This is a genomic window from Achromobacter arsenitoxydans SY8 (assembly GCF_000236785.1).
GTDB classification, from domain to species: domain Bacteria; phylum Pseudomonadota; class Gammaproteobacteria; order Burkholderiales; family Burkholderiaceae_B; genus Achromobacter; species Achromobacter arsenitoxydans.
In genome coordinates this window covers 30,215-44,036 of sequence record NZ_AGUF01000052.1, presented here as the reverse complement: position 1 = coordinate 44,036, position 13,822 = coordinate 30,215, and the positions used below count along the sequence as shown (strand labels likewise).

Here is a 13,822-nt window from a genome sequence, read left to right as displayed (position 1 = left end):
GGGGTGTTGCAAACAAGCGGGCGTCATCGCCCGCGCCTTGGAACGGATGTTACGCCCTTTTCGCGCCCCCCTTTCGCGTACCCTGGACGACCCTCAGTCGGGCGCTGCTTCGCGCGCGTCGGTTTCCGCCGGCGGCGGCACTTCGTCTATCCAGGCCTTCACGAGGGTGGCCGTGACGGCCAGGATCACCGGGCCGATGAACAGGCCGACAATGCCGAACGCAAACATCCCGCCCAGCACGCCGGACAAGATCAGCAGCATCGACAGATTCACGCCGCGCTTGATCAGCAGCGGTCGCAACAGGTTGTCCAGCATGGCGACCACGATGGCCCAGATCAGTAGAACCGCCGCAGCCAGCTTCATGTCGTTCTGGAAGAGCCAGGCAACCCCGCCCAGCATGGGAAGAAATGGGCCAAGCTGGGCCAGGCAGAGCATCACCATAAGGGCGGTAAGAATGCCAGCCGCGGGCACGCCCGCGATCCACAGCCCGATGCCGCCCAGTGCGGACTGCACCACCGCGGTCACCACGATACCCAGCGCCACGGCCCGGATCGCAGCCGTCGCCAGCCGGACGGCCGCCACGCCGCGCTGCCCCGCCAGTCGGTTGGAGAACCTGCGCACGAAATCGGCTGCCAGGTCTCCCTGGCTGTACAAAATGCCGGCGATGATGATGGTCACCGCCATGTGCAGCACGAACACGCCCACGATGGCGGCATGGCTGAGCAGCCAGTGCGCAGCGGTGGTCAGATAGGGTTCCAGGCGCGCCAGCAGGCCGCCTGCGCCCGCGTCAGAAAGCGTCTGCCATTCCTGGGCGATTCTGGGCCCGGCCAGCGGAATGCTCTTGATCCATCCGGGCGGCGCCAGCAAGGCGTACTCGGGCAGGCTCTTGACTGCCGCTATGATCACCCCGCCGTGCAGCGCCAGCGTGGAAATGGCCTGATAAAGCGGCAGCACGATCACGAAGAGCAAAATCAGCAGCATCGCCACGGTGGCGATCCACCGCCGCCCGCCGCATCGGCGCTGGATGGCCAGCAGCACGGGCCAGGTGGCGACGACAATGGTCGTCGCCCAGATCAGGCCAGGCAGGAACGGTTGAAGGATGTACAGGCTGCCTATCATCAACGCCAAAAGCATGACGATGACTAGCAGCACTCGGGCTATATCGACTGACTGGCGTGGGATCACCCGCTGCTCCTGGCAAGACTGCCGCCGTGGATTGCGGTGGATGAGGTCTGGCGGGCCGCCCGCCCCGTGCGCCACCGCGCTGCCGTCGAATGTATCCGAAAACCGGGGAGCTGTGCGGGAACATTATCCGTTCCCTGCTGCCCGCCGCAGGGGGGGCGTCAGGGATGCAATGTTCAGGCCGCGCCCAGCAATGCGCGGACGCGGTTTCGTATCGTGCCAGCGTAGGCCCAGCTCCAGACCGCCAGGGCCAGCATGGCCACCGTAAAGTAGGCGCGGCCGCTTTCAGGGATGGGATTCATCGCCGACATCGTCACAAAGGGCTCGAACGACAGGAAGTCGGTCGCGGCCAGCGCGCTGAAGACCAGCGCCAGCACGGGCCCGGTGAATTGCGGCCGGTCTCCGCGCGACAGCGGATTGGCCATGAAGCACCAATGGAGCCAGCGCAGCAGCTGGATGACGACGGCGAACAGCGGTATGGCAAGCGCCAGCTGCAGGACGAGCAGCGCCAGGATGACTTGAGTGGGAAGCATGCGCCGATTTTAATCGGTTCGGCGAGGCCGGTGCGCGGCTGGGCGGGCGCGGTCGCCGTCCGGCGGGACTGGCGGTTTCATGCGCCCAGGTGAAAGGCCCTCCAATCGGATCCGGCCCCGCTAATCCAGTCCTGGACGTATTCGATGCTTAGCGCGATGGACAATGCTTCGCCCTGGAACAGCACGTCGGGCTGCGCCCGCAGCCAATTGAAGTCTTCGATGACGGTGATGTCGCACGCCAGTACTTTAAGGCCCTTGCGCGAAGCATGTCCCAGCAGGCAGAAAAAGCGCTCCTGCAAGGTGCGGTTGCGGCTGATGCCGTCCGGCACCGCAACCCTGATGCCCACCCCTCTTATGGCCCCGAATTGCATGTCCTCGCCGCTTGCCGAGCTTGGCAGCAGGCGGACACGCAACGCCGGGCGGAATTCGCGGTATAGCTGAAAGAGGCTTGCGCCTTCGACCAGGCGATCGCTGAGCGGGACGTTGTAGATGACTTTGGCGCAGGGGTAAATGGGCAGGGTGCGGTCGGATTCATTGCTGATTTCATGCAACAGATCGCCCTCGACCGCTCCGATTCGCAGGTCGTGGCAGAGCTGTTCGGGAAGCCTGACTTCAGAGTACACGTCGAGCTGATGGTCCATCGTCAGGGGCGCCATGCAGCCGGCAGCCCGGAACATGCTCCCCGCCATGCGCAACGCGTCTGCGGAGGCATGATTCGTAAGACCAGTCGGCGCGCGGTTCATCCATCCGCCCACAAGCGCCATTTCGCGTACGGCGCCAGTGGCGTCCAGCACAGGTTGGATTCTGAGAGGCTCGCTGAGGAGCTTGGCGGTTTCGCCCGAATAGATAGCGTTCATATGCCTTTTGAAATGGGCTCGCCCTCGATATGACGACCTGGATGTGACGACTGGGATGTGACGCCCGGGAATTGGCGGCCGGGATGTGGTGCCCGGGATGTGGCGCCCGGGATGTGACGGCTGCGACTGGGAACGGCCGATAGACCGTAGGCCATGGCGTAGCGCTGGGTCAGGAGTGTAGGAACGACGGATTCGTTGTTCCATCATAAAAATCTTATTCGCATGGCGGCGTGTAAGCCTCCCGGCGCCGTCTTCGGCCATTTCGGGGAATTCACGCGCTTTCAAAAGTTTCTTATATCCAGCCATCAAGCCCAAACCTACGATGGGCGCATGTTTGGAAAGCAATCAAGAGTTCTCGCGCAGGACGTTCAGTCTGCCCCGCGTGCGCCGTCATTGCTGCTGCATTTCTTCGCGGCAGCGCTGCTGGCGTGCATCGTCGCGGGCGCGATTTTTTTCCTGTATTGGTCTTTCGCCAACACTGTCTCCACGTACCGCCGGCAAATGAACGCCGCGGCCTACAACGCGCAGCTGTTTTTTGACCAACGCGAGAGCCTGCTGCGCTCCCTCGCATCCTCGTCTGTCCAGAACACCGACCACGCGCCCACATCCGAGACGCCCACCTACTTTGGCAATACGCGGCAGATCCAGGTCCTCCCCCTGCACGAGGAAACCAACGCCTACGACTGGGCACTGATCCTCACGCCCCGCGACCTGAACGACATCGCCCTCGCGCGCACGCAGTTGCTGTTCACGTCGCTGCGCTCCGGCCGGACCTCGCTCGTCGGCCAGCTTGCTGCCGAGGCCTCGCCGCACATGGACGCGGCAACGCAGTCCTGGATCGCGGGCGCACTGGCCTCCCAGAACCCCAGCGCGCCCGCGGGCGGCGCCAGCCGCATTGTCTGGCTCAAGCCGCCCATGGATCCCGCGAACCAGCTTTACCTATACACGCCCGTGGACCCCTCCAACGCCGAGGCCGGCTGGATCGGCCTGAGTCTCGGCAACTTTGGCGCGGCGATTGACGGGACGTCCTTTCCTGGAGGCGGCTACGCCTTGTTCGACCAGAACGACGCGCCGGTCATGTACAGCCCTGCCGCGGCGCCGCTCCTGCCGGCCCTGGACCATCGAGCCAGCAAGGAAGACGCCTTCGGCTGGTTGAACAAGGGACTGCTGCCGCGCTTTGTGGCGCTGAACAAGTCGATGGGCGATGCAGGCTGGCGCCTGGTCTACTTCACGCCGGTCAACCGGATTCTTGGCGACACCGCCTACCAGATCCAGGCAACACTCGCCGGGGCGATGGTCCTGTTCGCAGCCGTCATCCTCGGGATCCGCCATATCAAAAGAAAGCTCGTCGCGCCGGCGCTCAGGCAGTATCAGGCGCTGGCCGATAGCGTTGCGCTCAATCGCAGGCTTGTGGAGGTCGCGCCGGTTGGCCTATGCCTGCTGCGTCGCAACGACGGCACGCCGCTCCTTTCGAACGAACAGGCAAGAGAGTGGCTGCTGGGGGATTTCGAACTCTTGACCAAGCTGCTCGCCCCGAATGACAGCTACACCGGTCGCGAATTCGTCCTGCACGACGGCCGCTGCGTCTATTTGACCTTCGCCTCCATCATGTTCCAGGGCGAAGACGCCATCTTGTGCAGCATCAGCGACATCACCGCCTTCAAGCGGGTCGAACGCACCATCACCCAGGCCAAACTGCACGCCGACGCCGCGAACCAGGCAAAAACCGAATTCCTCACCACAATGAGCCACGAAATTCGGACTCCCCTGTTCGGTATCCTGGGCACGCTGGAAATGCTCAGCCTCACGGCCATGGACGAACAACAGCAGCAATACCTGGACACCATGCAGCAGTCCTCGGCGACGTTGTTGTGCACCATCAATGACACGCTGGATCTTTCACGCATCGAGGCAGGCTACCTGGAACTTGAGTCCGTGGAATACTCGCCGTCGGAACTGCTCGACAGCGTCGTCAGCAGCTACGCCGCCCGCGCGGACGCCAAGGGCCTGCGCATCTACGCCCTGCCGGACGCCGCGACGCCGGCCGCAGTCCGCGGCGACGTAACCCGCGTGCGGCAAATCCTGAACAACCTGGTCAGCAACGCAATCAAGTTCACCAGTTCCGGCCATGTCGTGCTGCGCCTGCAGACCCTCAAACGGGACGCGCGCGCCGTCACCGTGAAGTTCCAGGTGGCGGATACGGGCATGGGCATTCCTCCGGAGCATCATGCGCAGGTATTCGAGCCCTACTTTCGGACCGAAAGCGGGCGCTCCCAGGCCGTGCCCGGAACAGGCCTGGGATTGGCCATCAGCCGCCGGCTGTCCGAGATCATGGGCGGCACGCTTACCGCCGTCAGCGAACCCGGCCTCGGGACCAGCATGTCGCTGGAATTGACGCTGCCCCTGGGAGCCGAACCGCAATCGGACATGGCGATACGGCTCGACCCGACGCCCGTATTCGTGCGCGGCGCCGTGACCGACGTCGTCAACAACCTGTGCCAATGGCTGCGCCTGCGGGGCGCGGTGGCCATCCCTTACCGGTCGGCGCTTGATTGCCCGCTCGACGGCGGCGTGCTCGTGGATGCCTGGCCGCATACTGCCAATCCGGCGCCCTGGGTCGGAGCCCGGGTCATTGCGCAGCCGCCGGGAGTCGGCCCGCGGACAGAACGGGGGCGCAATGGATGGATAGCCAACGCGCATAGCCTGACAAGCATCGTTGCCGCGGTGCGCCTTGCGCAAGACGGCGTGGCCGCCAAGGTCACGCTGGAACGCCGAACGTCGGGCGACGCCCTGGACATGCATTTGCTGGTTGCGGAAGACAATCCGATCAGCCGGCAGATTCTGCAGGAACAACTTGAACACCTGGGCTGTTCGGTTGTCACGGCCGTAAACGGCAAGGCGGCGCTGAATTGTCCCGACCTGTCGGTTTTCGACGCCATCCTGACCGACCTGCAGATGCCGGAACTGGACGGCTACGGTCTTGCCCGCGCCTTGCGCGCCCGAGGCTATAAGCGTCCTGTCGTAGGGATCACCGCCAACGCGTTCACAGACGACATGCGGCGTAGCGTCGATGCGGGCATCACCACGGTGTTGCTCAAGCCATTGCCGATTTCCGCCCTGCGCGACGCGCTAATCGCCCTAAAGGAATTCACATGATGAAGAAGCTGTCCGACTACCGAATCCTGATTGTGGACGATCATCCCTTCCAATGCGTGCATCTGGCGGATTTGCTGGAATCGGAAGGATTCGGCCTGGCGGACGTGGCGTCGTCGGCAGAGAGAGCTTTGGACATGATCGGGCTCCAGGCCTACCATTTGGTGCTTATGGACCTGAATATGGCTGGCATGGATGGTGTGCAGTTCATCGACCGGCTTGCCAGGCTGCGTCACAACCCCATGCTGGCAATCGTGTCGGCCTGTCCCCGCCGGATCATGAACAGCGTTGCGCTGATGGCCAAGGAAAAGGGCCTTGCCGTGCTTGGCGCATTCTCAAAGCCCCTGACCGCCGACCACGCCAGGCAACTTGCCAGCCAGCTTCGCCAGAGCCGTCTAGACCCCCCAAAACCCCTGCTCCAGGCTGACAACAGCACCATATTTGACCGGAGTTCGCTCGAACACGCGCTGAAGCTAGGCCAGCTGCGCGCATGGTTTCAGCCCAAAAAGGCCCTGGCAAGCGGACGGATCGTCGGCGCCGAGGCGCTGGTCCGCTGGCAACACCCGGACTTCGGTTTCATGCTGCCAGGGTCCTTCCTGTCCGCCGTGCAACGGCATGGCCTGGACAAACACCTGCTCTTGCGGATGCTCGAGGACGCCCTGGAGGCGCATCTGCGCTGGCGCCAGCAGGGATATCGCATGCCGGTGTCGGTCAATCTTCCAACCCAGCTCCTCGACGCCCCGGAATTGCCCGACGAACTCGAGCAAATTGTCCTGTCCAAGGGGGTCGCGCCACAGGAAATATCCTTCGAACTGCTCGAAGACGGGACAACCACCATACAAGGCCAATACTATATGGGAGCAAGCCGGCTGCGCTTGAAAGGATTCGGGCTTGCCCAGGATGACTTTGGCAGGGGATACAGCTCCATGTACAGCCTAATTTCCACGCCCTTCACCGAGCTCAAGATCGACCGTGCGTTCGTCAGCGGCGCGGCCAATGACGAAGGCCGGGCCGCGGCGCTCGTGTTATCCGTGCAGCTCGGGCGCCAACTGGGCCTCCAGGTGACGGCCGAAGGCGTAGAAACCAGCAAGGACCTGGAGTTCCTTCGCCGCATCGGCTGCGACTGCGCCCAGGGTTTCCTGATTTCCGCCGCCGTCGACATTGCAGGCTTCAGCGAACTGCTGGCCCTGGAGCGGCAGTCGCTGGATCTGCGGCAATCCTGAGCAGACGGCCATGGGCAAGCAGGACACCCCTTTCACCAGAATCACGCGCACGTCGCGCTGGTTGAATTTCGTCCTTTTCGGAGTCCTTCCCTTCGCTGTGGTGCTGGTGGGAGCACTTTACTGGGGGTTGAACCGGATCGTCGACCAAGAACGCGAGCGGCTGACCCAGGGATTCTCCATCTTCATCGGCTACATCCACGCCCAGGAGGAATTCCTTGGCAAACTGCGCTCGAAGAACTCTGCCCTGCCCCTGGAAGGCGAACCCGCGGGAGTCTCCCTGCGGGCGGCGGCCGTGCCGGAACGCTACAGCATGCGTATCTTCGAAGGACAGCGTTCGACGGTGGAAATGCCCTTCTCGCTGGGCTGCGAGGATACCTCGGAATGCTCGACAGCCGGCCGCAGGCTGGCGAACCTGGGCGGATTCGTGGCAAATTTCTACGCAAGCTTCTGGGCGTCTTCCTATTACCACGCCTCGCCAATCTTCCTGATCAATGAATCCGACAGCCTCAGCCTCAGCGTGCCTGCGGTCGGGGCCCCTTCCGGCTTCGACCAACTGGACTTTCGCACGTATCTGGCGGTCACGGACTCGGTGCGGGCCGAACTGCGCCGCTTGAAGGCGGCGCACCAGCGCCTGATCGACCTGGACGTGCCTGGCGGCAATGAGGCCGCTGCGGCAAGCCGCGTCCATTGGTTCAGGTCCGAAGCGCTGTCTGGAAGCATGCTCGGGCTCATCTACGCCGATATGCCCCAGGCCGTCTGGAGCAACAGCCAGGGCTCTCCATCCGCGGTGTACGCAGCCACGCAGTTCAACAGCCAGCGGATCAACCTGTTCGAAAAGACCATGCGGCGCCCGCTACATGGCGGATTCTGGCTGTCGCACCGAAACGAAGGCTTGCTGCTCGGCGAAGGGCCTGAACCCATTCTGTCCCAGGACGGACTGCGGTATACGGCTGATGGCATCGTGCTGCGCATCACGGACTCTTCCGGCATATGGTCCGGGGTGTACCGCGTGAGCTATGGCGCCTTTTTCCAGGACAACCTCTGGGTGCCGGCGCTTGTGGGTGCGCTGCTGTTGCTAAGCCTGGGCACGGGCATCGTTTCTTCCCGCTGGTACAACCGCCAGGTCATCGCGCCGGCGCTGAAGGCCCAGCGCGATATCGTCGAAAAAGAGGAATTCAGCCGGACGATGATTGAAACCGCCCCCGTCGCCCTATGTGTGCTTTCCCGCCCGGCCGGCAACGTCGTGTTCGGAAACGGCCTGGCCCTGCAATGGCTGGAAGCTGAAGTTGGCGGACAGCTGGACAATTCGTCGGAAACGAATCTGTTCCTGCGCCAGGTGCTGGGCGCCACTGGCCCCGGCACGATAGCAAGCTTCCAGGCCACCGACGGCCGGCCGCTGTACGTCGCCTATGCGCCAACGCGGTACAACAATCAGGACGTGGTGCTGTGCGCGTTTTCCGATATCAGCGCCCGCGCCGTCATTGAACAAACGCTGGCCGACGCCAAACGGGAAGCGGACAAGGCCAGCGAAGCCAAGTCGACATTTCTTGCCACGATGAGCCATGAAATCCGCACGCCGCTTTACGGGGTGCTGGGAACACTGGAACTGATGAGTCTGACCAGGCTGGACAGCAATCAGCGCCAGCATCTGGAGCGCATGCAGAGTTCTTCGGCGATCCTGCTGCAGCTTATCAGCGACATCCTGGACATCACCAAGATCGAAACCGATCAGCTTGTGCTGGAATCCGTCGACTTCAACCCGCGCGAGCTCGTGCAAAGTTGCACCAACTCCTATGCCGCGACGGCGGCCCAGAAAGGCCTGCTGCTGTTTTCCTGCGTGGACGTCGCCGTGCCGGAATGGATGACCGGCGACGCCGTGCGCATCCGGCAGATCCTCAGCAACCTCTTGAGCAACGCCATCAAGTTCAGCCACTCCGGGCACGTGATCGTGCGCCTGGGAGTGTCCAGCGTGCAGGAGAACAAGACACACCTGATTCTTCAGGTCGTCGACACGGGTGTTGGCATCGGCAAGGAAGAACAGGCGCGGCTTTTCGTTCCCTTTCACCAGATCGACAGCACGTCTCATACGGTGCGCGGCGCAGGCATCGGCCTATCCATATGCGCCCGCCTGGCCAAGCTGATGGGCAGCGAAATCCGCGTCACCAGCGCACTCGGTCTCGGCAGCAGCTTTTCGCTGGAACTGGCGCTGCCGGTGGTAACTGGCCAGCCGGCCAACGCGCCGGACCTGAGCGACATCAGCGTCCTTGTCCGCAGCCCCCACCATGAGTTGACCGACAACGTCTGCCAGTGGCTCAAGCGCTGGGGCGCGAAGGCAGCCCCGGCGCCGGACCCGCTCGCTGCGGGAACGCCCGACGATGTGCTGCTGGACGTGCTGTACGACAGCAGCCTTGAAGTCCTGAACTGGCCGGGTCGTCACGTGCTGGCAAGCGCTGTCGACAAACAGACTTCCGCGCGCACGATCAGGGTCATCACCAGCATCGACCATATCGCCGCCGGTATTCTGGCCGCCGTACGGGGCGAATCCTCGCTATTGGTCAAATCGGGACCCGCCGGCTTCGCCCCTCTGGGCCTGTCGGTCCTGGTCGCTGAAGACAACCCGATCAACCAGGCCACACTGCGGCAGCAGCTCGAGCAACTGGGGTGCGAAGTGACCCTGACTTCGGACGGATCAGAGGCGCTCATGTATTGGGGGCTGTCGAAATACGACGTGGTGCTGACCGACGTCAACATGCCGCAAATGAATGGCTACGAACTGGCGCGTGAGCTGCGAGCCAGGGGCGCCACCATCCCCATCATCGGCTTCACGGCCAATGCGATGCGCGAAGAAGAAGAACGCTGCCTGGCCGCGGGGATGACCTCCTGGCTAGTCAAACCCATAAGCCTGAGCACCTTGCTGCGTCACCTCCAGGGCTGCGGGACGCCCTCCGCCGGGGTTGCCGAACCCGCAGCGCTTCCGCTGTCGACAACGCCCGAGGCGGGCGCCCCTCCGGCCGTTCCTGCCAAATACCGGGCATTGTTCGTCAGCACGATGGAGGCCGATCTCGCTGAAATGGAACACGCGCTGGAATCGGACGATCTGCGGCAGCTTGCAAGAATCCTGCACAGGATGCGCGGCGCGCTGAGCGTCATGCAGATGACAACGCTGACCGCGCGGCTGGAAGCGCTGGAGGCTATGCTGCGCAGCGATGGCTTCGACACCACCGCCCAGGCGGAAGGCCAGGACGTGCTGAAGCTGCTGCGGGACATGGTGGCGAATGTATGAGCGGCTGACTATCTAAACAAGAAAGAACCAGAAATTGGCTTGTCAGCTTGGCTGGGGCGGCCCGTGGCCGCCTCTTTGGCTCAGCACACCGTTGATGTAAATATATTTTTCGAAATTTTTCTATTCGGATAGATCAAACAAAACGTTAGATTCACGCGATTTCTACGCCCTTGGCGCAGAAATTGATCGCAGAACCTCGTCCGTTTTTTCTAGCCTTTTCAGCTGAGTTTGGACATAAAATGGTCAACGAAGGAAGCACTGAGCATCCTGGCGCCCCTTGCTTGGATCGGCCCACGAACCAACTTCCGCTGGCCGGACAGGTTTCCCCCCCGCAGGACTCACCAGGCTCGAATGATTGCATACTGGATGACCCATCCATGAGCAAACTGCCGTTTGGCCAGAATGTGCGCATTATCGTTGCGGACGATCACCCAGTCATATCGCTCGCGCTAGCTGATTCGCTCAATGAAATCCCTGGATTCGAAGTAGTCGCCACAGCCCGATCCGGTCTGGAGTTGGTCACGGCCATACAGGAGCACTCCTGCCATCTGATCGTTACCGATTTTTCGATGCGATCCACGTCGCCCGACGAAGATGGTTTGCGCCTCATCCAGCGTTTACAGCGCATGTTTCCGCACATTCCCATCGTGGTGTTCACCATGCTGTCGAACAGCGGCATCCTCAATCAATTGCGGCAAGTCGGGGTGGTCGGCATCGTCAGCAAGGAAGAACCCATCGACGTCCTGGTGGCAATCTGCGTGCGCGCCTTGACTGAGAAAGAGACCATTCTGTCGGAAACCATCAGCCAGCGGCTTAGCCACAATGATGTGACCATGGGCCGGGCCGGCAAGACCAAGGGACTATCGCCGAAGGAACTGGAAGTTGTCCGAATGTTTGCGGCCGGCCTGTCCGTGACCGAAATCGCCCGCAGGCTCCATCGCTCCGTCGCCACCATCGGCACGCAGAAGCAATCCGCAATGCGCAAGCTGAACATCGAGACCAACGCCGAACTGCTCAGGTACGCCGACGAACAGGGGTTTTCCTGATCAACGGATTCTCGCCAACCATAGTGGCGCGTGGATTCAAACCCACGCGCCGCAATTTCGTGCCGTGCCGCCTATGCCTGCGGCGGCGTGGCATCGGGTCCGGCCGGCTGTTGCAGGGCCAGCAGATGACGTGCCAGGTCGCCGAATTGCTCGTCCCGGGATTTCAGCTGCGAGAAGAGTTCACCGGCTTGCGCTGTCGAGGCGGCCAGTCGGTTGTTAAGGTCCGATTCGCGCGCCTGGCTGGCCTGCAACGCTTGTTCGGCCGCTAAGGCCCGGTCTTCGCTTTGGCGCAGGTCGGACTGGGCCTGGGCCCGCTGCGCCTGCGTCAGCTGTTCTGCCGCGCGCTGCTTTTCCTGTGCGGTCGCCAAGGCCTGCCGCAGTTCCTCGGTTTGTCGAAGGCTTGCTGCTTGCAGGTCATCCAGCCGCGCTTGCAGGCGCTTGACTGCGCCCCGCTCCGCGTCCAGTTCGTTCAGCCAGCGGCGCTCATGGGCGGCATGGCGCGAATCCCGCGTGGCAAGCGCCTGCGCGTGCAATTCGCGCATCGCATCCGCTTCCTCTAGAAGCGTCTGGCAGGCGCCGCGCGAGTCGGCCAGGCTTGCCTGGGCCGCCGCCAGGGCTTGATCGCGCTGGCGCACTTGCGCTTCGACCGCTTTTAGCCGTTCTTCCGTGGCCTCGAGTTGTGTGGTGGCGAGCTTCAGGCTTTCCTGCAGATCGCGCTCGCGGTTAAGCAGGTGGGCCTCGCGCTGCTGCAGTTGCTCGGCCCGGGAGGCAAAGCGCTCCCCTTCCCTGGCCAGCTCTTCCCAGCGTTGCTGATAGGCCTGGGCCTGCTCGCCACGGGCGGCAGCCAGGGCCGCTTCCCAGAAATGCGCGGCGGCCTGGGCAATGGGACTGGGAATTTCCGGCGCAGCCGCGAAGGCGCCTGGATCCGCGATGCGCGATCCCAATGCGCGGAACCACGCGTCCAGGTGCGGACTGACCGTATTGGGCGAACCCCGGCCGATCTTTTGGCGCACACGCTCAATGGTGGGCCGGGCGCCTTCAAGCAGCAGCGCATCGGCGGCGGCCCATACGTCGGATTCGGTGATTCCCGTGGCCATGGCCAAGTCCTTGTGTGAAGTCGGATAAATTACCCACGATAATGGAATCTTATCGTCGGTAATTTTCTGTCTGTGTTATATATCGTACACGATATGTATTATTTAAAACAAACGATGGGATTTGGCCGGCACGACACTGCGAAGTTCGTGCCGACGGCACTTTCGGAACGCCCGAGCATCTGCCCAGGCCGTCGGCGCGGACGGTACCCGGCCGCGCGCCTGAAAGGCGTGCGACATGGATTCCGACCAAGCCGCCGGCCGATCTTGCACCGCCCGCACCCTGCCCGGGACGGATTCTGAACTGCCGCCTGAAACCGGATGGACGCGCCATACGCCCTAAAATCACGCGATGAACGAGACAACCGGAATGCCGCTGAAGCTGCTCGCTTCGCTTCCTCTGCTGGATCCGCAGACGCTCGACGCGCAAGCGGACGCGGCTGTGCGGGGGCTACTGCGCGAAGGCAGTTCCGCCAACACGGCTTCCAGCTACCGGGCCGCCATCCGCTACTGGACGGCCTGGTTCGAGCTGCGTTACGGGCGGATGTTCGCCCTGCCCGTTCCGGAGGCGGCAGTCATTCAGTTTGTGGTGGACCATGCGCAGCGGTCCACCGACCATGGACTCAAGTGGGAATTGCCGCTGGCGCTCGACCGCGAGCTGGTGCGCCTGAAGGCCAAGGGGCGCCTGGGCGCTCCCAGCTTGAATACGCTGCTGCAGCGTTTGTCGGTGCTGTCCAAGGCGCACGAACTGCACGGCCATCCGAACCCCTGCCGCAGCGCCACGGTGCGGGAACTGCTTTCGAAGACCCGCCGCGCCTATGCCCGGCGCGGCGTCGCGCCCGCCAGGAAAGAGGCCCTGACGCGCGAGCCGCTGCAGGCCATGCTGGACACCTGCGACGACACGCTGCGCGGCAAGCGCGACCGCGCTTTGCTGCTGTTCGCATGGGCCAGCGGCGGCCGGCGGCGCTCGGAGGTGGTGCGGGCGACCATGGAGAACACGCAACGCACGCCGGACGGCTATCTGTACACGATGGCGCAGTCCAAGACCAACCAGGCCGGCGCCGCCCGCGCGGACGACCAGAAGCCGATCCTGGGCGCGGCCGCGCTGGCGCTGGACGGCTGGCTGGCGGCCAGCGGCATCCGCCAGGGGCCGATCTTTCGCCGGGTGCGCCGTGGCGGTGTGATCGGCGAGCCGCTGGCCGCGGCCGCGGTGCGGGACATTGTGCTGGAGCGGTGCGAGCTGGCCGGACTGGACGGCGCGTTTTCGGCGCACAGCCTGCGCTCGGGCTTCGTGACCGAAGCCGGCCGGCGCAATATCCCGTTGGGCGACACGATGGCCATGACGGGCCACGCCAGCGTGGCTACGGTCATGGGCTATTTCCGCGCAGGCTCAGCCCTGCAGTCTCCCGCCGCCCGCCTGTTGGACGATCCCCAGGATTCGCACCTATAGG

The 13,822-nt window shown here is 63.4% G+C and carries 9 protein-coding genes; 5 read left to right on the top strand and 4 right to left on the bottom strand.

Annotated features, from left to right (window positions below; translation table 11 throughout):
- Positions 1 to 93: 93 nt before the first annotated feature.
- From ydiK to KYC_RS14320, 3 genes are all read right to left on the bottom strand, one after another.
- Positions 94 to 1,185, bottom strand: coding sequence for an AI-2E family transporter YdiK (gene ydiK, locus KYC_RS14330; RefSeq protein ID WP_274428544.1), 1,092 nt, complete (start codon positions 1,183 to 1,185; stop codon positions 94 to 96).
- A gap of 173 nt (positions 1,186 to 1,358) precedes the next feature.
- The gene (locus KYC_RS14325) at positions 1,359 to 1,715 is read right to left on the bottom strand and encodes a hypothetical protein (RefSeq protein WP_008163419.1); all 357 of its coding nucleotides are present in this window, start codon (positions 1,713 to 1,715) and stop codon (positions 1,359 to 1,361) included.
- A gap of 77 nt (positions 1,716 to 1,792) precedes the next feature.
- Positions 1,793 to 2,572, bottom strand: coding sequence for a hypothetical protein (locus KYC_RS14320; RefSeq protein ID WP_008163417.1), 780 nt, complete (start codon positions 2,570 to 2,572; stop codon positions 1,793 to 1,795).
- A 393-nt stretch (positions 2,573 to 2,965) separates the two neighbouring features.
- Between KYC_RS14320 and KYC_RS14315 the strand changes: the two genes are divergently transcribed.
- The 4 genes from KYC_RS14315 (at position 2,966) to KYC_RS14300 (ending at position 11,277) form a co-directional block, all read left to right on the top strand.
- The gene (locus tag KYC_RS14315) at positions 2,966 to 5,728 is read left to right on the top strand and encodes an ATP-binding protein (RefSeq protein WP_008163415.1); all 2,763 of its coding nucleotides are present in this window, start codon (positions 2,966 to 2,968) and stop codon (positions 5,726 to 5,728) included.
- Complete coding sequence (locus tag KYC_RS14310; RefSeq protein WP_008163412.1) at positions 5,728 to 6,948, top strand: EAL domain-containing response regulator; 1,221 nt, start codon at positions 5,728 to 5,730, stop codon at positions 6,946 to 6,948. Before KYC_RS14315 ends, KYC_RS14310 begins: the two co-directional genes overlap by 1 nt.
- A gap of 10 nt (positions 6,949 to 6,958) precedes the next feature.
- Positions 6,959 to 10,231 carry a hybrid sensor histidine kinase/response regulator gene (locus KYC_RS14305; RefSeq protein WP_008163411.1) on the top strand — a complete coding sequence of 1,091 codons (3,273 nt, stop codon included), beginning with the start codon at positions 6,959 to 6,961 and terminating at the stop codon, positions 10,229 to 10,231.
- Between the two features lie 377 nt (positions 10,232 to 10,608).
- Entirely contained in the window at positions 10,609 to 11,277 is a 669-nt protein-coding gene (locus tag KYC_RS14300) for a response regulator (RefSeq protein WP_008163410.1), read from the top strand.
- 71 nt (positions 11,278 to 11,348) lie between these two features.
- Here the strand turns inward: KYC_RS14300 and KYC_RS14295 are convergent, their stop codons facing one another.
- On the bottom strand, positions 11,349 to 12,374 hold the full coding sequence (locus KYC_RS14295; RefSeq protein ID WP_008163409.1) for a DNA-binding protein: 1,026 nt from the start codon (positions 12,372 to 12,374) through the stop codon (positions 11,349 to 11,351).
- A 367-nt stretch (positions 12,375 to 12,741) separates the two neighbouring features.
- Here KYC_RS14295 and KYC_RS14290 point away from each other — a divergent pair, with 367 nt between their 5' ends.
- On the top strand, positions 12,742 to 13,821 hold the full coding sequence (locus KYC_RS14290; protein WP_008163408.1) for a site-specific integrase: 1,080 nt from the start codon (positions 12,742 to 12,744) through the stop codon (positions 13,819 to 13,821).
- Position 13,822: the final 1 nt, after the last annotated feature.